Raw genomic sequence first — 20,688 nt, 5'->3', positions numbered from 1 at the left:
GTTGGCCGCCATCGGACTCTTCGGGGGCACGTTCGACCCGATCCACTTCGGACACCTGCGGCTCGCCACGGAGATCGCGGAGGCTTTCCGCCTCGAGAAGGTCGTGTTCATTCCCGCCGGGCTTCCCTACCACCGCGGCCGCGACGCGCACGCGAGTGCCGAACAGCGCCTGGCGATGGTGAAGCTCGCGATCCAGCGCGACGCGCGCTTCGACGTGGACAACCGCGAGCTCGAGCGCGCGGGCCCCACGTACACCTTCGACACGCTCAGCGAGATCCGCGCCGAGCGCGGCCCCGACGTGCCACTCGTGTTCCTCGTCGGCTCCGACACGTTCGCGAAGGTGAACGAATGGCACCGGTGGACGGAGATGTTCGAGCTCGCGCATTTCGCGGTCGCCATCCGCGCCGACGACGCCGAGTGGAATTCGAAGGGCCCGGGCGCGTATCCCAAGGAAATCTGGCCACGCATCACGCTCAACGCCCGCGAGCTCACGTCGGAGCCGGCGGGCAAGATCATCACCTTCGCCATGACGCCGCTCGCGATGTCCTCGACCTCCATTCGCGCGCAGGTGAAGGACGGTTCGTCGATCCGCTACCTCTCGCCCGACCCCGTGGTCGAATACATCCGCTCCCACAAGCTCTACGCCTGATGCCGCGCAAGCTCACCACCCTCGCCAAGAAGAAGCTCGTCATCGCCGCGCTCGAAGACATCAAGGCGCGCGACATCATCGCCATCGACGTGCGCAAGGTCACCGCGATGTTCGACTGGATCGTGATCGCCACGGCGGAGTCCGCGCGCCAGACGAAGGCGCTCGCGCGCAACGTCGCCGACGAGCTGCGCGAGGCCGGCTGCATGATCATCGGCACGGAAGGCGAGGATTCGGGCGAGTGGGTGCTGGTCGATTCGGGCGACGTCGTCGCGCATGTCATGCAGCCTGCGGTGCGCGAGTACTACAACCTCGAAGAGCTCTGGAACGAGGGCAAGTTCGACAAGCCGATCAATTCCAGCGTGCCCGTCGCCAAGATCCGCTCGAGGCGCTGATGCGGCTGGCGATCATCGCCGTGGGCCACAAGATGCCCGGCTGGATCCAGGAAGGCTTCAACGAGTACACGCGCCGGATGCCGCCGGAGTTGCGCGTGGAGCTCACCGAATTGAAGCCCGACGATCGCGGTTCCGGAAAGACAGTCGAGAAGGCAAAGGCCCTCGAAGGCGAGCGCATCCTCGCGGCGGTCCCCGATGGCGCGACCCTCATTGCGCTCGACGAGCGCGGCCGCAGCGTCACGACGCAGGGCTTGTCGGTGATGCTGTCCGAGTGGATGCGCGACGGAACGGCCCCCGCCTTCGTGATCGGCGGCGCGGATGGCCTCTCGGAGGCCGTGAAGGAACGCGCCAACAAGCTCATCTCGCTCTCCGTCATGACGCTCCCGCACGCGCTCGCGCGCGTGCTCCTCGCCGAGCAGCTTTACCGCGCCTGGTCGATCCTCGCCAAACATCCGTATCATCGCGAGTAGATGATCTACCTTGCTTCCCGGAGCCCGCGCCGGAGGGAGCTTCTCCAGCAGATCGGGGTGAAATTCGAGCCGCTGCTCTTTCGCGAGGGCATGCGCGCCGATACCGAGACGAGCGAGGCCGTGCTGACGGGCGAACAGCCCGATGACTACGTGCGCCGGGTGACGCGCCTCAAGGCCGAAGCGGGATGGCAGCGCGTCACGATGCGCCGCGGGCTGCAGCGCAAACCCGTGCTCTCCGCCGACACCACCGTCGCACTCGGCAGCGAGATCCTCGGCAAGCCCTTCGATCGCGACGACGCCGAGCGGATGTTGAAGCTCCTCTCGGGCACGCGCCACCGCGTACTCACTGCGGTCGCGATGATCTTCGAGAGCCGCTTCGAGATCGTGGTCAGCGAATCATTCGTCACCTTCGTCACCCTCACGCCCGAGCAGATCGAGTCGTACGTGGCCACCGGCGAGCCTTTCGACCGCGCCGGCTCGTACGCGATCCAGGGCCGCGCCGGCGCCTTCGTCGAGCGCCTCGAAGGAAGCTACACCGGTGTCATGGGACTGCCGTTGTGCGAAACCGCCCGGCTCCTGAGAGAATTCGGGGTAACGGTCCCCTGAGACCGAAAATCTTTGTATCCGCAGATAAACGCAGATAAACGCAGATGGAAATTTCGTGATGGAGGAAGAGGCTAGAGGATAGCGACCCATTTTCGAATTGCGAGGTGCATGCCACGGGCCGACCACCTTGCCCTTCATCTGCGTTTATCTGCGTTTATCTGCGGACTAACCTGGTTTCACGCTGGGGGTTCCAGATGAACGAGCAAATCCTCATCAACGTCACCCCGCAGGAGACGCGGGTCGCGGTCACGGAGCTGGGCGCCGTGCAGGAGCTGCACGTCGAGCGCGACTCCAGCCGCGGGATCGTGGGCAACGTCTACCTGGGGCGGGTGTGCCGCGTGCTTCCGGGCATGCAGAGTGCCTTCGTGGAAATCGGTCTTGCCCGCGCGGCCTTCCTGCACGTGGCCGACATCTGGTCGGCGCGCACCAACGGCGGCGAGCCGCGGCCCATCGAGCGCATCCTCTCCGAAGGCCAGACGCTCCTTGTGCAAGTGGTGAAGGATCCGATCGGCTCGAAGGGCGCGCGGCTTTCCACGCAGGTTTCGCTCGCAGGGCGCCTGCTCGTGTACCTCCCGCAGGATCCGCACATCGGCATCTCCCAGCGCATCGAGGACGAAGTCGAGCGCGAGCACCTGCGCGAGAAACTCCACGCGCTCATTCCCGAGGGCGAATCGGGTGGCTTCATCGTGCGCACGGTCGCGGAGACCGCGACGGAAGTCGAGTTGAAAGCCGACGTCGAGTATCTCGTGATGCTCTGGAAACAGATCCAGGAATCGGCGACGACGGCCGCCCCCCAGGCCCTGCTCTACCAGGATCTCGCGCTCGCCACCCGCGTGCTGCGCGATCTGGTCACCAGCAACACCGGCCGCATCATCTGCGACTCGCGCGAGAACTTCCAGAAGTTGAGCGACTTCGCGGCGCGCTACACGCAGAAGGCGCTGCCGCTGCTCGAGCACTACTCGGGCGAGCGCCCGCTCTTCGATCTCTTCGCCGTCGAGGAGGAGATCGAGAAGGCGCTCGGACGGCGCGTGGACCTGAAGAGCGGCGGCTACGTGATCATCGACCAAACCGAAGCGCTCACGACGGTCGACGTGAACACCGGCGGCTTCGTTTCCGGGCGCTCGTTCGACGACACGATCTTCAAGACCAACCTCGAGGCCACGCAGGCGATCGCGCGCCAGCTGCGGCTGCGGAACCTCGGCGGCATCATCATCGTCGACTTCATCGACATGGACACCGCCGAGCACCGCGACGCCGTGATCGCGGAGTTCCGCAAGGCGCTCTCGAAGGACCGCACGCGCGTCACCGTGAACGGCTTTTCACAACTCGGGCTCGTGGAGATGACGCGCAAGCGCACGCGCGAATCGCTCGCGCACGTGCTGTGCGAGCCATGCCCGGTCTGCGAAGGCCGCGGCGAGCTGAAGACCGCCCAGACGATCGGCTACGAGATCCTGCGCGAGATCATGCGGGCCGATCGCCAGTTCGGCGCGAAGGAATACCGCATCCTCGCTTCGCAGAAGGTGATCGACCTCTTCCTCGACGAGGAATCGCAGGCGCTCACGATGCTCGGCGACTTCATCAAGAAGCCGATTTCGATGCAGGTGGAGACGGCGTACACGCAGGAGCAGTTCGACGTGATTCTCGTCTAGCCACTGTCATCCTGAGGAGCGCAGCGACGAAGGACCTGCTTTAGGGGGTTAACAAATCCGCGGCGCTGTTCCAGCAGGTCCTTCGGGGCATTCGCCCCTCAGGATGACAATCAGGACGGCAGTCGCTGCGTCTTGTCGCTGGGCGTGACGTCGAGGCGCTGCGTGGCCTCGGGGTGCCAGTTGGGATCGAGCGCCGGGACTTGCTGGGTCTTCTCGAGGTCCGAAGGCTTCGCGGCGGCAGGTGCGGGAGCTGGAGCAGGAGCAGAAGCGGCCGGCTTCGCCTGACCGATCTCCGACATGAGGTCATCCGAGATGAGCGGCTTCGCGGGCGCGGCGGGCGCGGCCGCCTTGGGCTTGGGTGCTTCGAAGCTGGCGAGCCTCGTCGTCTGCATCATCTCGGGCGGAACCGAGGGATTGGGCGGACGAACCGACGAGGTGTTCACCGTATCGGGAATCGGCGTGCGCTCTTCCTGGGCGGAGACGCGAGCGATCAGCCCCTCGATCATCTGCCGCTGCTTGAGGAGATCGGCCTCGATTTCCCTCAGCTTGGTCATCTGCTCGTTGATCGACGAGGTCTTCTCGTTGATCTTCGCGAGGTTGTCCAGGCGCGACTGCAGCTGCTGCTTGTGGTCCTTGATCTGCGTTTCCAGCGGTAGCGTCACCGCCTGGATCCAGCGTTCGGTCTGGATCTTCGCGTCGGTGAAGATCGCGCGCGCCTGGTTCACGAGCGTGCGGTAGAACTTCTTCACGAGGAAGCTCTTCTCGAGGCCCAGGACGTTCACCGGGTCGCTGGCGAAGGCGTCGGTGTCGACCACGAGGAGCTTCAGCTTCGTGCTGTGCAACTCGAGATCCAGCGAGGGAATCTGCATCTTCTGGAAGCCGAATTTCTGGATGAACGTGTTGTACACGCTCTGCATCAGCTTCTTGATGTCCTCGCTGCCCTTGTAGACCGTGTCGAAGTCCTCGCTCATCGCGCGCGTGAGCTCGCGCATGCCGCGCTGGAGCGTGACGGTGGTCCACGAATCCTCGATCGACTGCGCGCTCTTCGCGAGCGCCATGTCGAGCTTCTGCGGGTTCAACATGTCCATGAGCGCCGAGCGCTTGGCGTTGAACTGCGCGTTGTTCACCTTGTACTCGGCGAGCGCCGAGTTGTACGCGTTCTTCTCCGACGTGATCTTCTGCCAGAGCTTGGTGACGACGTCGCGGCTCTTGCCCTGCAGGCCCTGGAGCTCGGCGACCGCCATCTGGTTGGCTTCCTGCTGCTTGCCGACGGAGGCGCGCGACGAGGCCATCATCCCGCCGATCTCGCTCACCACGGCCTTGCACAGGATCGAGCGGCGCAGCGGCACGACTTCATCGGCGAGAAAGCGCTCGAGGTTCTCGATGCCGCTTCGCTTTACGAGCCCCGCGTCCTCGCGGATCTTCCCGAGCAACGCCTTCTGCGCCGAGAGCGCGAAGATGCGCTCCTTCGGGAGGTTCAGCTGCTGGCCGGTGGTCTCGATCATGCGGTTGATCGCGCGGTCGACATCCGTCGGCGTCTTCAGCTCGTCCCACATGAGGTCGATCTTGTTCAGTACCGCGATCTTCTGCGGCAGGCCCGGGCGCACGTAGCGGTCCCAGATCTCGAGGTCGCTCTTCGTGACACCGGTGTCGATCGACAGCAGGAAGAGAACCGCGTGGGCGCTGGGGATCGTGCTCACCGTGAGCTCGGGCTCCATGCCGAGCGCGTTGAGGCCCGGGGTATCGAGGATCGAGAGGCCGTTGCTGAGCAGCGGATGCGGGTAGTTGATCATCGCGTAGCGCCACGCGGGGACCTCGACCAGCTCCTCTTCGCCGGGCAGCTCGCCCTTCTCGTTCAACATCGGCGCGAGGCCGAGCATCCGGGCCTCGAGCGCATAGACCTTCTTGGTATCCGCGAGCGCCTTCAACGCCTTCTGCATGTCGGCCGCGGAGTTGGTGTTGAGGCGGATCTTGCTCCACTCGACCGCGTGGTTCTTCAGCTGCGTGATCGATTCGTCGCGGTAGCGCGTCTCGACCGACAGGAGCTTGAGGTACGGCTCCTCGTTCGGGTCGTGGAAGATCTCCGTGGGGCACATCGTCGTGCGGCCCACGTCGGAAGGCAGGAGCCGTTCCTTGAAGTTCGAGAAGAAGAGCGCGTTGATGAGCTCGGACTTGCCGCGCGAGAACTCCGCGAGGAAGGCGAGCATCAACCGGCCCTTGTTCAGGTTCTCGAGCAGGTCGTAGAAACGGATGGATTGCTGGACGTCGAGGTGGCCATTGCCCTCGAGCCAGTCGTGGTACGCGTGGACCGATTGCGTGAGCTCGTCGCGCCAGCGGTTGTACCGGGCGATCTCGGCTTCGAAACGGGTCGTCGAGGCAGGTACGGCGCTCATCCCCGCACTATACCGGAGGCGAAAAAAAGGCCGGACATTTGTCCGGCCTTTCAAGGTGTTGCCGTCGTGCGAAGGAGACCTTTGTTCGGGGCCGCGGCCCCGGCGCTGCCCTTACGCCGCGTGGCGGAAGTCGGGGTAGTGCGGGTCGTTCGCGGGGACGTTCCGGACCGGGGCCACCGGCGTCTCGCCCTGGGGAGCGGAGAGCATCTCGGCGGACAGGCTCGGGAAGATCAGGGTGCCGCGCTCGCCTTCGAACATCAGCATCAGGTTCATCCCGAGGATGGTCAGGACGGGGGCGGCGACGGCAAACAGCAGGGCAAATTCTTGGATCAGGTTCATTTTCGGGCTCCTTGGCTTGGCTGGTTTTGGGTTCGGCGCTGTTTCAGATGCAGCGCATGGACGCCAATTTAGGCGTCCCCCTGTTAGCCAACCAGCGCCATGCGACGAACTGGCGAAAGCCGGGGACGAAGTGCCCTTTCGGGCCCCTTTTCGGCTTCCGCCTGGCGCGCCAAGGCCACGAAACCCTGGCGCCAGGAGGGGCGGCGGCGCGAAAAAGGCTGTTTAATCATGATCTTCACGCAAAACTCCGCTTGGACGATTCCCGGACCGACCGTTCGGTATCCACGAGCGCCCCGGCGGGCATGTTGTTGAACACCCAGACCGGCGAGTGCGGCTCGGCCGCAGCGGACCGGCGGGCGGCGGCCCGGCGGTCGGCCAGCCAGGCGCCGGCGCCCAGGAGGGAGACGAACGCGCAGGACAGGCCGTAGAGCAGGACGAAGGTTTCCATGGCGGGCGGCTTAGGCCACTTCCTGGATTTCGACGTCGTTGGCGGCGGGCATCGAGATCGCGCGCGCCTTGGCCATCGCACCCACGACGAGGGCGGGGCATTCGTGCGCTTCGAACTCGGTGTTCGTCGGCATCAAGAGGGTGCCGCGCTCTCCGCCGATCATTAGCGCCAGGTTCATGCCGGCGATGGCGAGGACGGGAATCGCGACTACGAGAATCAGGGCTGCTTCGTGCGTATACATATGTGTCTCCCAGGTGTTTCGTTGCGTTTGCTGCTGGAGACCAATGTACGCATCCACCGTGACATTCTCGGTGGAGGGATCAGCGGACTACGGATGAAATAGTGGACGCGGATTTGTGCGGAATTACACATGACCCGGCGTCGGCGGGGTCATCCTGAGCGTGCGAAGGACCTGCTTCTCCTCCCGCGACCTTCGCCATCGATGGGTGGGGTCGAACCGGGGGAGCCCACTACGTCGGGAAGAGGATCGATCTCGCTACTTCATATGTCGCTCGAGATTCCTTGCGCACCGCCGTTCTGCAGCACTAGGTGACACCCCCTCTCGACCCACACCCATCGCTGTCGAAGGTCGCGGGCGGCTGCTGGCATCACCGCTCCGGTGACGATCAACGCTGTGAGCACGCGGCTTCAAGTCTCGATCAGCGCCGCCCCGCTGTTGGAGACGCCCCGATGGTTCCGGCGCTGAGCCATCGACGAAGGGTTGATCACGAGAGGCCCCCCACCGCTTGCTGCAGGATCGCCGGTGCGCCAGGAATCTCGAGCGCAAGTTTGGGTAGCGAGATCGGCGGCCTGTGATGGAGAGGTTGGGGCCGGCTCGGGATCAACCCTTCGTCGATGGCCCCAACGTGAAAGCAGGTCCTTCGGGCAACTGCGGCCCTCAGGATGACAGTGCGGCTAGAACACGCCCCCGGTCGCCGCCACCACCCTGTCCCTGAGCGACAACAACCGCGGGCCTACTTCAGCAATGATCTTCTGGCGGGTGATGTCGAAGATCGGACCGCTGCAGTTGAAGGCCAGGGTGCGGTTGCCTTCCCGGGAAGTCATCGGCACGCCGACCGCCCAGACGTCCTTGTTCCACTCCCCCACCGACAGGCAGAAGCCGTAGCGCTCGAAGTCGCGCACGGCGCGCTCGATGCCGGCCTCGATTTCGTCCCACTGCGGCTTGGGCGTGTTCTTGCGATAGCCCGCGATCTTCTCTTCGCGCAACTCCTGCGGCATCGCGGCGAGCAGTGCGCGGCCCATGGCGGTCGAGCCGTGCGGCACGCGCGAGCCCACGTCGAGGCTGATGTGGAACATCTGCTGGGCGCTGCGGCAGATCTCGAGATAGACGAGATGCTGGCCGCTGGGATCGGGCGCGCCCAGCGACACGGTGGCGCGAATGTCGTCGGCGAGCTGTTGCATGAGCGGGCGCGCGACGTTGCGCACGTCGAGGTTGCCGAGATACGCGTGGCCGAAGCTCATCACTCCCGCCGAGAGCGCGTAGCGGCCGGTGTCGGGCGAGTACGTGAGGTAGCCCAGCTGGGTGAGCGTAAATGTGAGCCGCGTGACGGTGGGTTTGGGCAGGCGCGTGCGCTTGGCGATCTCGGTGTTGCCGAGTTCGCGGTCCTTGCGCGAGAAGCAGCGGAGTATTCCCAGGCCGCGCGCGAGCGCGGTGACGAAACGGCGGTCGGAAGAACCCTTCATGGCAGCACCACGACTTTGCCCATGACGCGGCGGTTGATCATTCGTGCGATCGCATCGGCCACCTTGTCGAGCCCGATGCGCTCGGTGATGGCGGGCTTGAGCGTTCCGTTGCGGATCCACGCGACGAGATCGGCCATGTTGCGTGCGTGGCCGGCGGGATCCTTGCGCGTCCAGTCGCCCCAGTAGACGCCGAGGATCGCGCGCTCCTTGAGGAGTGCGAGGTTCAGCGGCGGGCGCGGGATCTCGCCCGCGGCGAAGCCGATCACGAGGTGGCGCCCGCGCCAGGCGAGTGCCCGCAGCGCCGGCTCCGTGTATGAGCCACCCACCGCGTCGAACACCACGTCCACACCCTTCTTCTGCGTGAGGGCGTCGAGCTGCGCGCGCAGGTCTTCAGTGGAATAGTCGATCGTCTCGTCCGCGCCGTGCGCGCGGCACAGCGAAAGCTTCTCGACGCTGGACGCGCAGGCGATGACGCGCGCACCCATCACCTTGCCGCATTCGATGGCGGCAATGCCCGTTCCGCCGGAAGCCCCGAGGACCGCGAGCGTTTCGCCCTTCTGCAGGTGACCGCAGTCGCGCAGCGCGTGCAGTGCCGTTCCGTAAGTGAGGCCGAACGCCGCGGCCACGTCGAAGTCGAGCCCCTCGGGCATGGGTGCTACGCGCGCAACATCGACAGCGACGAGTTGCGCGCAACCGCCGTGGCCCGCGAACGCGACGACGGAATCGCCGACCTTCGGTTTCGTGACGCCCTCGCCCACCGCTCGCACGACCCCCGAGAGCTCAGCACCCGGCGAGAACGGCAGCGGCGGCTTCACCTGGTAGAGGCCCTGCACCATCAGCGCGTCGGGAAAGTTGAGCGAGGTCGCCCGCACTTCGATGAGCACTTGCCCGGGACCCGCGACCGGATCGGGAAGCTCGCCCACCGTGAGCGCGCCCGGGCCCTCGAGCTTCGAGCAGATCACGGCTTTCATCGCTGGCTCTCGGAGAACTCGCACGCCTCGAGGATCGCTTCCATGCGCGCGCGGATCATCTTGCCGATCTTGCCGTGGGGAACGATGTAGAAGCGCTTCGCGGCGATCGCTTCGAACACGATGCGCGCGATATCGTCGGGCGAGAGGCGCCCGGAGCGAACGGCCTGGCCCACGTTGTCGATGATCGCCTGGATCTCCGCCGAGGCGGGCGCGGCTGCACCGAAGCGATCGGGCCGCGCGCGATCGGCTTCGTGGATGCGCGTGGGCACCCACGCGGGGCACAGCACGGACACACCGATCTTGTCGGTGACGCCAGTGAGGTCCTCGCGCAGCGTTTCCGAGATCGTCACCACCGCGTGCTTGCTCGCGTTGTAGGCACCCGAGGCTCCCACCGACACGAGACCCGCGGCGGATGCCGTGTTCACGATCCAGCCCGGCTCGCCCTTCTCGATCATGCGCGGCACGAACGAGCGAACGGCGGAGGCGACACTGGTCGTGTTCACGTCCATCACCCAGTTCCAGTCGGCTTCCGAGAATTCCCACATGCGCCGCGAGAGCGCGACGCCGGCGTTGTTGAAAAGAAGATGCACGTTGCCGAAGCGGTCGAACGCGGTGTCGGCGAGCTTCTGGATATCCGCGGCCACGCTGACATCGCATTTCATCGTGGCGGGGTCGCCGCCGATCTCCTTCGCCGCAACGGCGAGGCCCGGTGCGTCGAGGTCGGCGAGTACGAGGCGCATGCCCTCGCCCGCGGCGTGTTTGGCGAAGGCGAGGCCCAGGCCGCTGGCCGCGCCGGTGATGACGGCGGTCTTGCCGCGCAGGTCTTTCATGCTTGTGCGCTCCGTACGGCGGTGAGGCGCCCGTCGTCCAGGCGCGCGACAACATCGAGTTGATCCTTCGCGGCGGCATACGCCACTTCGGCGTCGAGGCCGCGGGCGAGCATCATGCGGCCCACGCGCGAAGCGTTGAGGCAATCGACGGCGGGCGAGGCGTCGTGCATGCGCTGCGCGGCGAGTGCCGCGTCCGTCGCACCTTCCGTCACGCCCCGCTGCGCGAACAGCGACACGAAGTAGCCCGCGCCGTAGAAATCCTCGAGATTGAAGTTCTCGACCGAGCCCGAGCAGACGATGAGCACCGTGAGGCCCGGGTGATGGCGCAGGACGTGCTCCACGGTTGCGCGGGCGTTCACGAGCGCGGCTGCGTAGACGTGCGCGGCACCCGCGGATTTCGCGAGCGCCACCGTGCCGTTGGTCGTCGAATAGATGAGCGTCTTGCCGTCGGGCGGCGCTTCGGAAAGGAGCGCGAGCGGCGTGGGATGCGCGAAGCCCGGCAGCGTGACGGCGTTCAACTCACCCGCCATCACGTAACCGCGCGGGTCACGCCCGCAGGCTGCGGTGCGCGCGGCCTCGGCATCAACCACCGGCACGACGTCCGTCGCGCCGTTGGCGAGTGCCGCGGCGATCGTCGTCGTCGCGAAGAGGACATCGAGCACGATCACGACCTTGCCTTCCAGTCGTTCGCGGTCGAGGTCTTCCTTGCGGAATATGACGTGCAGGCTCACTCGCGTTCGGAGAGCATGAGGTCGCTCACGCGCGCGAGGTGATGATCGGCATCCCCGAAGGTCGCGTTGATCATCGTGAGGCGCTTGAACCAGTGGCTCACGATCAGCTCGTCCGTGACGCCAATGGCGCCGTGCAGCTGGATCGCCTGCTGGCCCACGAAGCGCGAGCACTGGCCGACGTAAGCCTTGGCGGCGCTCACGAGGCGCGAACGCTCGCGTGCATCGGTTTGCGTGATGCCCGAGGCCGCGACGATCGCCATCGAGCGTGCTTCGACGGCGCGGATCGTCATCTCGACCATCCGGTGCTGCAGCGCCTGGAAGCGGCCGATCGGCTGGCCGAACTGTTTGCGGGTCTTCAGGTACTCAAGCGTTGCGGCGTTCAGCGCATCGATGACGCCGAGCGCTTCGGCACACAGCGCCGCGCAGCCGCGGTCGAGGGCGCGCTCGATGACGGGCAGCGCGTCGTCCGCATGGCCGATGAGCGCATCGGCGCCGACGGCAACACCGTTGAGCTTCACGTCCGCCGCGCGGCTGCCATCCTGCGTCGGATACGCGCGAACGGTGACACCTTTCGCCTTCGGATCGACGAGGAAGAGCGAGATGCCGCGCTCGTCGCCGGCGTCGCCAGACGTACGCGCGCTCACGATGAGCGCATCCGCGGAGCCGCCGTTCAATACCACGGCCTTCGCGCCGTCGAGCTTCCAGCCCGCGCCGTCCTTCTTCGCGCGGGCTTCCACGTGGCGCGTGTCGTAGCGTGCCGCGGCTTCCGAGTGCGCGAACGCGAGGAGCTTCTCGCCCGTCGCGACCGCCGGCAGCCACTGTTCCTTCTGCGCGGGCGATCCGGCGTCGCTGAGGATCCCGGCGCCGAGCACTACGGTGGCGACATAGGGTTCAACGACGAGCGCACGGCCGAACGCCTCCATCACGATCATCGTGTCGAAAGGCGTGCCGCCCATGCCACCGTCGGCGTCGGAAATGGTGAGACCCAGCAATCCGAGCTCCGCGAACTGGTTCCACGCCTCGCGCGAGAAACCCTCGGGCGAGGCGGCGTGCTTGCGGCGTGCATCGAATGCGTATTCGCGGCCGAGGTAGCGGGAGATCGAATCCTGGAGGAGGCGCCGTTCTTCGGCGAGAGAGAAGTCCATTGTCTAAAGTCCCAAGACCATTTGCGAAATGATGTTCTTCTGGATTTCGTTCGACCCCGAGTAGATCGAGGTCTTGCGCATGTTGAAGTACACGCCCGCGAGCGGCGCGGCGTAATCGCCACCGACCGTCTCACCCTTGTAGTCGGCATCGAGCGCCTCGCGCACATACGGAACACCGTAGTGGCCGACGGCTTGCATCATCAGCTCGGAGAGCGACTGCTGGATCTCGGAGCCACGCACTTTGAGGATGGAGGCTTCGGGGCCGGGACCCTTGCGCGTGCCTTCCTCGGAGAGCACGCGCAGATTCGTGACTTCGAGTGCGAGCAGCTCGATCTCGATCTGCGCGATGCGATCACGGAAGCGCGCGTCCTCGATCAGCGGGCGGCCGCTCGCGCGTTCCTTCCGCGCAATGCCCTTCAGCTTCTGCAGCTCACGCTTGGACTTGCCAACACCGGCGATGCCCGTACGCTCGTGGCCGAGCAGGAACTTGGCGTACGTCCAGCCCTTGTTCTCCTCGCCCACGCGCTGGTCCACCGGCACCTTCACGTTCTCGAACCAGACTTCGTTGATCTCCTCTTCGCCATCGAGCATGCGGATCGGCCGAACGGTCACGCCCGGCGTCTTCATGTCGATGAGGAGAAACGAAATGCCCTCCTGCGGGCGGCCCTCGGTCGCGGTGCGCACGAGGCAGAAGATCCAGTCGGCGTACTGGCCGAGCGTGTTCCACGTCTTCTGCCCGTTCACGATGTAGTGATCGCCCTGGCGCTCGGCGCGCGTCTTCAGTGACGCGAGATCCGAACCCGAGCCCGGCTCCGAATACCCCTGGCACCACCAGTCCTCGCCGGAAAGAATCCGCGGCAGGAAGTAGTCCTTCTGCGCCTGGCTGCCGAAGGCCATGATCACCGGGGCGACCATGCGCACGCCGAACGGGAGGATCACGGGCGCGCCGGCGGCGGCGCACTCTTCGTCGAAGAGGTGCTGCTGGACCGGGGTCCAACCCGGGCCGCCGTATTGCTGGGGCCAACCGGCGGCCACCCAGCCCTTCGCGGCGAGGATCTTGTGCCAGCGCATGAAATCGTCACGCGTCAGGCGCTTGGCTTCGAGCACTTTCGCGCTCAGGTCGGCGGGAAGGTTGGCGGTGACGAAGGCGCGCACTTCATCGCGGAAGGCGCGTTCGCTCGCGGTGTATTCGAGGTCCACGGGGATTCTCCGTACGAAAGTTCGTAGTTCCGCGATGCGGAAGTCTATTCTGCGTCGCGATTGCAGGAGCTTACCAGCGGAAGATAAACTTCAGCAAAGCAGCAGCCCATAACGGAGGGGAAAGTGAAAACGCGTCTTTTGACGGCCGCCCTGCTGGCCGCGGGTAGCCTTGCCTCGCCATTCGCCGCGGCACAGGTTCGCGTCGCATACATCGATCCGCTCTCGGGCTTCATGGGCGCGACCGGCGAGCGCGGCTTGAAGGAACTGGAGTTCGCCGCCGAGCTGATCAACGCGAAGGGCGGCGTGCTCGGCCAGAAGATCGAGATCCTGCCGATGGACAACAAGCTCTCCGCGCAGGAGAGCCTGATCCTGCTCAAGAGCGCGATCGACAAGGGCGCGCGCTACATCGCGCAGGGCAATGGCTCGAGCGTGGCCGCGGCGCTCATCGATGCGGTCAACAAGCACAACGAGCGAAACCCCGGCAAGGAAGTCGTCTTCCTCAACTACGCCGCGGTCGATCCCGAGTTCACCAACGACAAGTGCTCGTTCTGGCATTTCCGCTTCGACGCGAACAGCGACATGAAGCTCGAAGCGCTGACGACGTACATGAAGGGCCAGTCGAAGATCAAGAAGGTCTACCTCTTCAACCAGGATTACTCGTTCGGCCACCAGGTGGCGAAGTCGGCGCGCGCGATGCTCAACGCCAAGCGGCCCGACGTGCAGATCGTGGGCGACGAGCTGCATCCGCTCGCGCGCGTGAAGGACTTCGCGCCCTACATCGCGAAGATCATCGCCTCGGGCGCGGACTCCGTCGTGACCGGCAACTGGGGCAGTGATCTCGCGCTGCTCGTGAAGGCCGCGAAGGACGCGGGCCTCAAGGCGGACTTCTATACCTTCTATGCGGGCGTGATCGGCACGCCTCCCGCTCTGGGCGATGCGGGTGTGGAACGCGTGAAGGTCGTTTCCATCTGGAATGCGAATGCCGCCTCACCCGCCGCGCAGGCGATGTTCGATGCGTACAAGAAGAAGCACAACGCGCTCGACGATCCCTACTCGCAGTCGGCACGCTATTCGATCGAGATGCTCGCGAAGGCCATGACGGCCGCGAAGTCCACGGAGCCGGTGAAGGTGGCCCGCGCGCTGGAGAACTTGAAGCACGAAGGCCCGTGGGGCGAGGTCACGATGCGTGATTCCGACCACCAGCTCATCCAGCCCATTTTTGTCGGGACGTTCGTGAAGGCCGACCCGCCCGGCAAGTACAAGTACACCGCCGACGGCGTGACGGGCTTTGCCTTCCGCGAGGAAGCGAAGTTTCCCGCCGCCGCCACGGCGCCCGCGACGACCTGCAAGATGCGCCGCCCGTAAGGCGGTCGCCTCGCCTTGGAGCTTTTCCTCACTTCGCTGCTGAACGGAGTGACCTACGGGTTGCTCCTGTTCATGCTGTCGTCCGGCCTCACGCTGATCTTCAGCATGATGGGCATGCTGAATTTCGCGCATGCGAGCTTCTACATGCTCGGTGCGTACTTCGGTTACGTGGTGAGCACGAAGGTGGGCTTCTACCCGGCGCTGGTGATCGCGCCGCTCGCGGTCGGCGTGATCGGCGCGCTGATCGAGCGCTTCGCGCTGCGCACGGCGCGCGCCCGTGGCCACGTCGCGGAACTGCTCTTCACGTTCGGGCTCGCGTTCCTCATCGAGGAAGTCGTGCACCTCATCTGGGGCAAGACGCCGGTGCCCTACAAGGTGCCCGCCTCGCTCGACGGCCCGCTCTTCACGCTCTATTCGGCGACCTTCCCGATCTACAAGGGTTTCATGATGCTGGTGTCAGTGGGGATGCTCGTTGCCCTCTACGCGCTGCTCACGCGCACGCGCCTGGGGCTCGTGATTCGCGCCGCGCTCACCAAACCCGACATGGTCGAGGCGCTCGGCCATGACGTGCCACGCATCTTCATGCTGGTGTTCGGCGGTGGCGTCGCGCTCGCGGGACTTGCAGGCGTAATCGGCGGCAATGCGTTCGTGACCGAGCCGGGAATGGCGGCGGCCGTCGGTTCGATCGTGTTCGTCGTCGTCGTAGTCGGTGGCCTGGGTTCGCTCACCGGAGCATTCATCGCCTCGCTCGCGATCGGCATCCTGCAGACGTTCGCGGTGGCGATCGACTACAAGATTCCCGGCTTCGCGCGGCTCACGGTATCGCAGCTCGCACCGGTACTGCCCTACCTTCTCATGGTGCTGATCCTCATCGCGCGGCCGCGCGGCCTCATGGGCACACGCGAGACATGACCCGCGCCGCGAAGATCTCGCTCGCCCTCGCCGCGGTCATCGTGGTCGTGGCGCCACTCGTCTTCAGCAGCGGCTTCGCGATCTCGCTCTTCTGCCAGATGGGCATCCTCGTGATCTTCGCGCTCTCGTACAACATGCTCCTGGGCCACACGGGGCTGCTCTCGTTCGGGCACGCGGTGTACTACGGCATCGGCGCCTTCTTCACCGTGCATGCGCTGAACATGGTGCAGGGCGCGCCGGTGATCGCAGTGACATTCATGCCGCTCGTGGGCGGGCTCGCGGGTCTCACGTTCGGATTGATCTTCGGCTACATCACGACGCGGCGCGCGGGAACGACGTTCGCGATGATTTCGCTCGGGGTGGGCGAGATGGTCGCGGCGTGCTCGCTCATGTTCCCGGTGTTCTTCGGTGGCGAGGCCGGGATCCCCGGCAACCGCGCCGCGCGCGAGCCGATCGCGGGACTCAGCTACGGGCCGCAGATCCAGATGTTCTATTTGATCGCGCTGTGGCTGTGCGCCTGCGTGGCCGGCATGTTCGCACTCACGCGCACGCCGCTGGGCCGCATGGCGAACGCTGTGCGCGACAACCCCGAGCGCGCGCAGTTCGTGGGCTACGACCCGCAGCGTGTGCGCTTCCTGATGGTGGCTCTCTCCGGGTTCTTCGCCGGCATCGCGGGCGGCCTTGCCGCGCTCAACTACGAGATCGTTACCGCGGAGTCGCTCTCGTCTCTCACGTCGGGCCTCGTGCTCCTCGCAACGTACCTGGGCGGCATCGGATTCTTCTTCGGTCCCGTGGCCGGAGCAGTCGCGGTGACGCTCATGCAAACGGTGCTCGCCTCGCTCACCAAGGCCTGGCCGTTCTACTTCGGACTCGTGTTCCTCGCGACCGTGCTCTTCGTCCCGGGCGGGATCGCGAGCGTGATCGCCACACAGAAGCGGCTGTGGGACGCGGGGCTCATGCGTTCGGTGGCACCCATCTACGCACGCATGGCGATTCCCGTGGCGATGGTGTTCGTGGCGGTCGTGCTGCTGATCGAGCTCGCCTATCGTGCTTCCGATGGGCGCGGCGCGTCGATGGCTGCGTGGTTCGGCTCCGCGGCGCTGCTCGCATTGGGCACGACGACGTGCCGCTGGCTCTGGCAGCGCGAACGCGAAGGCTGGTCGCGGGCGACGGCACTGCTGGCGGGAGACCGCGCGCCATGAACGCCGCCCTCGAGCTCACCGGCGTGAAGAAGAGCTTCGGACGGACGGCGATCGTGCGCGGCGTGAACCTACGCGTGGAGAAGGGGGAACGCCACGCGATCATCGGACCCAACGGCGCGGGGAAGTCGGTGCTATTTCATTTGATCAGCGCGCGCTTCCCGATCGACGAGGGCCGCGTCGCATTGCACGGCGAGACGATCTCCGGCCGCCGCCCGCACGAGATCAACCGCCTGGGGCTCGCGCGCAGCTTCCAGGTGAACAACCTTTTTCATCGCCTCACGGTGCACGAGAACATTCGCTGCGCCGTGCTCTGGTCGCTGGGCTACAAGTATTCGTTCTGGCAGTCGGTCGCGCGCGCGAAGGACGCCAACGACCGAGCCCGCGAGGTGGTTGCAGAGGTCGGCCTCACCGCGCGGTCCGAAGTGCCCGCCGGAATCCTTTCCTATGCCGAGCAGCGCGCGCTCGAGATCGGCATCACGATTGCCAGCGGTGCGAGCGTGATCCTGCTCGACGAACCCACGGCCGGCATGAGTCGCACGGAGACCGCCACCGCGATGGCGCTCATCCGCCGCGTGACCGAGGGCCGCACGCTGCTCGTTGTCGAGCACGACATGAGTGTCGTGTTCGGGCTCGCCGATCGCATTTCGGTGCTCGTGTACGGCGAAGTCATCGCGACCGGAACGCCCGACGAGATCCGCGCGAACCCCGCCGTGCGCGAGGCCTACCTCGGGAGTGCGGCCCATGCTTGAAGTGCGCGGCCTCAATGCCTGGTACGGCAAGAGCCACATCCTGCATGGCGTGGACCTCGATGTGCGCGACGGCGAGATCGTGAGCCTGCTCGGCCGCAATGGTGTCGGTCGCTCGACGACGGTGAAGGCGATCATGGGCCAGGTACGCTCACGCGGCACCGTTCGCTTCTGCGGCAACGACATCGCGGGCCTCAAGCCTTTCGAGATTGCGCGCCGGGGACTGGGCTACGTGCCCGAGGACCGCGCGATCTTCGCGGAGCTCACCGTGCGCGAAAATCTTGTCCTCGGCATGAAGGGCACGCGCGCGGGGACCAGCTTCACGGAGGAAGATGCGTTTGATCTCTTCCCCCGTCTCGAGGAACGCGCCGATACCGCTGCCGGTGTCCTCTCGGGCGGTGAACAACAGATGCTGACCCTTTGCCGCACGCTGATGGGCGAGCCGCGGCTGGTGATGATCGACGAACCCACGGAAGGCCTCGCACCCAAGATCGTCGAGCTGGTCGCGGGGTTTCTCGATGCAGTACGCAAGCGCGGCATTCCGATATTGCTGGTGGAGCAGAAGCTGGATATCGCGCTGGATATTTCGGAACGGGTTTATGTCCTCGGGCACGGGAAGGTAGTTTTCGAGGGATCGCCCGCGGATCTCAGGGCGAACGAGGCTGTGAGAAGGGAATGGCTGGAGGTCTAAAGAGATTGTCATCCTGAGGAGCGAAGCGACGAAGGACCTGCTTGAGTGTTTTAACTGTTAAACCCCTAAAACAGGTCCTTCGTCGCTTCGCTCCTCAGGATGACAATTTGGTTTTTCTAGGAGAGCATTTTGGAAACGAAATCGAACACCGCGCACTATGAAGTCCGGGGCGACATCGCCCTGATCACCTTTGACAACCCGCCCGTCAACGGCCTGGGCCATCCGGTCCGCACCGCCGTGGTCGCGGGCATCGAGAAGGCGCTGGCCGATCCGAAGGTCACGGCGATCGTCGTGACGGGAGCGGGCAAGGCGTTCTCGGGCGGCGCCGACATCAAGGAGTTCGGCGGACCGAAGGCGCTCGCCGAGCCCACGCTGCACACAATGATCCGTGTCGCCGAGACGGCGACCAAGCCCGTGATCGTCGCGATCCACACGGTGTGCATGGGCGGCGGCCTCGAGTTCTCGCTCGGCTGCCACTTCCGCGTGGCCTCCCCCGGTGCGCAGATCGCGCTGCCGGAAGTGAAGCTCGGTCTCATCCCCGGCGCGGGCGGCACGCAGCGGCTGCCGCGCGTCGTGGGCCTGGAGACGGCGCTCAACATGATTGCGTCGGGCGCACCGGTTGCGTCTGAACAACTGGGAGTGCCCACCAAGGAACGGCCCACGGCGCTCTTCGACGAAATCATCGAGGGCGACCTGATCGAGGGCGCCCTGGCCTTCGCACGCAAGGTGGTCGCCGAGAAGCGGCCGCTGAAGCTCGTGCGCGACCTCAAGGTCACGCACCCGAACGCCGAAGCCTTCGTGCAGTTCGCGAAGAACAGCGTGACCGCGGTCGCGAAGAACTTCCCCGCGCCGCTCAAATGCGTGGAGGTCGTTGCCGCCTCGCTCACCATGCCGTTCGAGGCGGGCATGCGCCTCGAACGCGAGACGTTCCTGGCACTCATGATGACGCCCGAGTCGCGCGCCCTGCGCCACGCGTTCTTCGCCGAGCGCGCCGCCTCCAAGATCCCCGACATTCCCGAAGACACCAAGCCGCGCAAGATCGAGAAGGTCGGCGTGATCGGCGCGGGCACGATGGGCGGCGGGATCGCGATGAACTTCCTCAACGCGGGCATTCCCGTGACGATCCTCGAGACCAAGCAGGAGGCGCTCGACCGCGGGCTAGCGACGATCCGCAAGAACTACGAGGGCACGGTGAAGAAGGGCAAGCTCACCGCCGACAAGATGGAAAGCCGCATGGCGCTGCTGAAGCCCACGCTCTCCTACGACGACCTCAAGGACGCGGATCTCATCATCGAGGCGGTGTTCGAGGAGATCGGCGTGAAGGAGCAGGTCTTCAAGAAGCTCGATGAAGTCGCCAAGCCCGGCGCCATTCTCGCCTCGAACACGTCCACGCTCGACGTGGACAAGATCGCGTCCTTCACCAAGCGCCCCGGCGACGTGGTGGGCATGCACTTCTTCAGTCCGGCCAACGTGATGAAGCTGCTCGAAGTCGTGCGCGGCAAGAAGAGCGCGCCCGACGTGATGGCCACCGTGATGCAGGTCGGGAAGAAGATCAAGAAGACCGCTGTGGTGTCGGGCGTGTGCGACGGCTTCATCGGCAACCGGATGCTCAAGTTCTACGGCCGCCAGGCGAACGACCTTGTCGAGGAAGGCGCTTCCCCCCAGCAGGTTGACCGCGCGATGGAGAAGTTCGGTTTCGCAATGGGCCCCTTCCGCGTGGCCGACCTCGCCGGCAACGACATCGGCTGGTCGATTCGCAAGCGCCTCTATGCGGAGAACGCGAACACACCCAAGCAGCCCATCGCCGACAAGATCTGCGAGATGGGCCGCTTCGGACAGAAGACGGGGGCCGGCTGGTATCGCTACGAACCGGGCAAGCGCGATGCGATTCCCGATCCGGTCGTCGACAAGGTGATCGAGGAAGTACGCAAGGCCAACGGTGTGACCCCGCGCAAGATCAGCGACGAGGAAATCGTGGAGCGCTGCATCTATGCGCTGGTGAACGAAGGCGCGCGTATCGTGGAGGAATGCATCGCCGCTCGCGCTTCCGACGTGGACATGGTTTACCTCACCGGCTACGGTTTCCCGCTGCACCGCGGCGGCCCGATGCTTTACGCCGACCAGGTGGGGCTGCCCAACGTCGAGCGCGCGATGAAGAAATACGAGAAGCAGACCGGCGACGCGTTCTGGAAACCCGCCGCGATCCTTTCCAAGCTCGCCGCCGAAGGCAAGAACTTCAATTAGG

Annotated in this window: 21 protein-coding genes; 11 read left to right on the top strand and 10 right to left on the bottom strand. The window is 65.4% G+C overall.

The genetic code is table 11. The features are described from left to right. The first annotated feature begins 1 nt into the window (after position 1). The 5 genes from nadD (at position 2) to rng (ending at position 3,766) form a co-directional block, all read left to right on the top strand. The gene (gene nadD / locus DSM104440_RS00830; RefSeq protein WP_246212072.1) at positions 2–649 is read left to right on the top strand and encodes a nicotinate-nucleotide adenylyltransferase; all 648 of its coding nucleotides are present in this window, start codon (positions 2–4) and stop codon (positions 647–649) included. Continuing rightward, the gene (rsfS, locus tag DSM104440_RS00825; protein ID WP_171159859.1) at positions 649–1,041 is read left to right on the top strand and encodes a ribosome silencing factor; all 393 of its coding nucleotides are present in this window, start codon (positions 649–651) and stop codon (positions 1,039–1,041) included. Before nadD ends, rsfS begins: the two co-directional genes overlap by 1 nt. Further along, positions 1,041–1,511 (top strand): 23S rRNA (pseudouridine(1915)-N(3))-methyltransferase RlmH, encoded by a 471-nt coding sequence (gene rlmH / locus DSM104440_RS00820; RefSeq protein WP_171159857.1) that lies wholly within the window; start codon positions 1,041–1,043, stop codon positions 1,509–1,511. The genes rsfS and rlmH overlap by 1 nt, the downstream gene beginning before the upstream one ends. After that, a complete protein-coding gene (locus DSM104440_RS00815) occupies positions 1,512–2,117 on the top strand; it encodes a Maf family protein (protein WP_171159855.1) in 606 nt (201 codons plus the stop codon). A gap of 194 nt (positions 2,118–2,311) precedes the next feature. Next, positions 2,312–3,766: a ribonuclease G gene (gene rng, locus DSM104440_RS00810; protein ID WP_171159853.1), complete on the top strand. Its 1,455-nt coding sequence runs from the start codon at positions 2,312–2,314 to the stop codon at positions 3,764–3,766. 110 nt (positions 3,767–3,876) lie between these two features. Here the strand turns inward: rng and DSM104440_RS00805 are convergent, their stop codons facing one another. The 10 genes from DSM104440_RS00805 to DSM104440_RS00760 all read right to left on the bottom strand — a co-directional run bounded on the left by DSM104440_RS00805 (position 3,877) and on the right by DSM104440_RS00760 (position 13,527). Continuing rightward, positions 3,877–6,159: a dynamin family protein gene (locus DSM104440_RS00805; protein WP_171159852.1), complete on the bottom strand. Its 2,283-nt coding sequence runs from the start codon at positions 6,157–6,159 to the stop codon at positions 3,877–3,879. A gap of 111 nt (positions 6,160–6,270) precedes the next feature. Further along, entirely contained in the window at positions 6,271–6,498 is a 228-nt protein-coding gene (locus tag DSM104440_RS00800) for a hypothetical protein (protein ID WP_171159850.1), read from the bottom strand. A 235-nt stretch (positions 6,499–6,733) separates the two neighbouring features. Then, the gene (locus DSM104440_RS00795) at positions 6,734–6,946 is read right to left on the bottom strand and encodes a hypothetical protein (protein WP_171159847.1); all 213 of its coding nucleotides are present in this window, start codon (positions 6,944–6,946) and stop codon (positions 6,734–6,736) included. Positions 6,947–6,956: 10 nt separating this feature from the next. Next, a complete protein-coding gene (locus tag DSM104440_RS00790; protein WP_171159846.1) occupies positions 6,957–7,187 on the bottom strand; it encodes a hypothetical protein in 231 nt (76 codons plus the stop codon). 674 nt (positions 7,188–7,861) lie between these two features. After that, the gene (locus DSM104440_RS00785; protein WP_171159844.1) at positions 7,862–8,650 is read right to left on the bottom strand and encodes an IclR family transcriptional regulator; all 789 of its coding nucleotides are present in this window, start codon (positions 8,648–8,650) and stop codon (positions 7,862–7,864) included. After that, positions 8,647–9,621 (bottom strand): NADPH:quinone oxidoreductase family protein, encoded by a 975-nt coding sequence (locus DSM104440_RS00780; protein WP_171159842.1) that lies wholly within the window; start codon positions 9,619–9,621, stop codon positions 8,647–8,649. The genes DSM104440_RS00785 and DSM104440_RS00780 overlap by 4 nt, the downstream gene beginning before the upstream one ends. Beyond that, a complete protein-coding gene (locus tag DSM104440_RS00775; protein ID WP_171159839.1) occupies positions 9,618–10,451 on the bottom strand; it encodes an SDR family NAD(P)-dependent oxidoreductase in 834 nt (277 codons plus the stop codon). Before DSM104440_RS00775 ends, DSM104440_RS00780 begins: the two co-directional genes overlap by 4 nt. Beyond that, entirely contained in the window at positions 10,448–11,182 is a 735-nt protein-coding gene (locus DSM104440_RS00770; RefSeq protein WP_171159837.1) for a 2-phosphosulfolactate phosphatase, read from the bottom strand. Before DSM104440_RS00770 ends, DSM104440_RS00775 begins: the two co-directional genes overlap by 4 nt. After that, entirely contained in the window at positions 11,179–12,327 is a 1,149-nt protein-coding gene (locus tag DSM104440_RS00765; RefSeq protein ID WP_171159835.1) for an acyl-CoA dehydrogenase family protein, read from the bottom strand. Before DSM104440_RS00765 ends, DSM104440_RS00770 begins: the two co-directional genes overlap by 4 nt. A 3-nt stretch (positions 12,328–12,330) precedes the next feature. Next, positions 12,331–13,527: an acyl-CoA dehydrogenase family protein gene (locus tag DSM104440_RS00760; RefSeq protein WP_171159832.1), complete on the bottom strand. Its 1,197-nt coding sequence runs from the start codon at positions 13,525–13,527 to the stop codon at positions 12,331–12,333. A 123-nt stretch (positions 13,528–13,650) separates the two neighbouring features. On the opposite strand from DSM104440_RS00760, the gene DSM104440_RS00755 reads away from it, so the two are divergent. From DSM104440_RS00755 to DSM104440_RS00730, 6 genes are all read left to right on the top strand, one after another. After that, positions 13,651–14,892 (top strand): branched-chain amino acid ABC transporter substrate-binding protein, encoded by a 1,242-nt coding sequence (locus tag DSM104440_RS00755; protein ID WP_212758157.1) that lies wholly within the window; start codon positions 13,651–13,653, stop codon positions 14,890–14,892. A 15-nt stretch (positions 14,893–14,907) separates the two neighbouring features. Further along, positions 14,908–15,804, top strand: a complete 897-nt coding sequence (locus DSM104440_RS00750; RefSeq protein WP_171159830.1) for a branched-chain amino acid ABC transporter permease — start codon at positions 14,908–14,910, stop codon at positions 15,802–15,804. Then, a complete protein-coding gene (locus DSM104440_RS00745; protein WP_171159828.1) occupies positions 15,801–17,006 on the top strand; it encodes a branched-chain amino acid ABC transporter permease in 1,206 nt (401 codons plus the stop codon). The genes DSM104440_RS00750 and DSM104440_RS00745 overlap by 4 nt, the downstream gene beginning before the upstream one ends. After that, entirely contained in the window at positions 17,003–17,755 is a 753-nt protein-coding gene (locus DSM104440_RS00740; RefSeq protein WP_171159826.1) for an ABC transporter ATP-binding protein, read from the top strand. The genes DSM104440_RS00745 and DSM104440_RS00740 overlap by 4 nt, the downstream gene beginning before the upstream one ends. Further along, on the top strand, positions 17,748–18,443 hold the full coding sequence (locus DSM104440_RS00735; RefSeq protein ID WP_171159824.1) for an ABC transporter ATP-binding protein: 696 nt from the start codon (positions 17,748–17,750) through the stop codon (positions 18,441–18,443). Before DSM104440_RS00740 ends, DSM104440_RS00735 begins: the two co-directional genes overlap by 8 nt. A 129-nt stretch (positions 18,444–18,572) precedes the next feature. Next, on the top strand, positions 18,573–20,687 hold the full coding sequence (locus DSM104440_RS00730; RefSeq protein WP_171159822.1) for a 3-hydroxyacyl-CoA dehydrogenase NAD-binding domain-containing protein: 2,115 nt from the start codon (positions 18,573–18,575) through the stop codon (positions 20,685–20,687). Position 20,688 lies beyond the last annotated feature (1 nt).

This window comes from Usitatibacter palustris (genome assembly GCF_013003985.1).
GTDB lineage: Bacteria > Pseudomonadota > Gammaproteobacteria > Burkholderiales > Usitatibacteraceae > Usitatibacter > Usitatibacter palustris.
This window is presented reverse-complemented; position numbering and strand designations above follow the sequence as displayed.

Excerpts from the sequence above, each read along its gene's own strand:
- rsfS (WP_171159859.1), top strand. The coding sequence starts at position 649 with ATGCCGCGCAAGCTCACCACCCTCGCCAAGAAGAAGCTCGTCATCGCC.
- rlmH (WP_171159857.1), top strand. The coding sequence starts at position 1,041 with ATGCGGCTGGCGATCATCGCCGTGGGCCACAAGATGCCCGGCTGGATC.
- DSM104440_RS00815 (WP_171159855.1), top strand. The coding sequence starts at position 1,512 with ATGATCTACCTTGCTTCCCGGAGCCCGCGCCGGAGGGAGCTTCTCCAG.
- rng (WP_171159853.1), top strand. The coding sequence starts at position 2,312 with ATGAACGAGCAAATCCTCATCAACGTCACCCCGCAGGAGACGCGGGTC.
- DSM104440_RS00805 (WP_171159852.1), bottom strand. The coding sequence starts at position 6,159 with ATGAGCGCCGTACCTGCCTCGACGACCCGTTTCGAAGCCGAGATCGCC.
- DSM104440_RS00800 (WP_171159850.1), bottom strand. The coding sequence starts at position 6,498 with ATGAACCTGATCCAAGAATTTGCCCTGCTGTTTGCCGTCGCCGCCCCC.
- DSM104440_RS00795 (WP_171159847.1), bottom strand. The coding sequence starts at position 6,946 with ATGGAAACCTTCGTCCTGCTCTACGGCCTGTCCTGCGCGTTCGTCTCC.
- DSM104440_RS00790 (WP_171159846.1), bottom strand. The coding sequence starts at position 7,187 with ATGTATACGCACGAAGCAGCCCTGATTCTCGTAGTCGCGATTCCCGTC.
- DSM104440_RS00785 (WP_171159844.1), bottom strand. The coding sequence starts at position 8,650 with ATGAAGGGTTCTTCCGACCGCCGTTTCGTCACCGCGCTCGCGCGCGGC.
- DSM104440_RS00780 (WP_171159842.1), bottom strand. The coding sequence starts at position 9,621 with ATGAAAGCCGTGATCTGCTCGAAGCTCGAGGGCCCGGGCGCGCTCACG.
- DSM104440_RS00775 (WP_171159839.1), bottom strand. The coding sequence starts at position 10,451 with ATGAAAGACCTGCGCGGCAAGACCGCCGTCATCACCGGCGCGGCCAGC.
- DSM104440_RS00765 (WP_171159835.1), bottom strand. The coding sequence starts at position 12,327 with ATGGACTTCTCTCTCGCCGAAGAACGGCGCCTCCTCCAGGATTCGATC.
- DSM104440_RS00745 (WP_171159828.1), top strand. The coding sequence starts at position 15,801 with ATGACCCGCGCCGCGAAGATCTCGCTCGCCCTCGCCGCGGTCATCGTG.
- DSM104440_RS00740 (WP_171159826.1), top strand. The coding sequence starts at position 17,003 with ATGAACGCCGCCCTCGAGCTCACCGGCGTGAAGAAGAGCTTCGGACGG.
- DSM104440_RS00735 (WP_171159824.1), top strand. The coding sequence starts at position 17,748 with ATGCTTGAAGTGCGCGGCCTCAATGCCTGGTACGGCAAGAGCCACATC.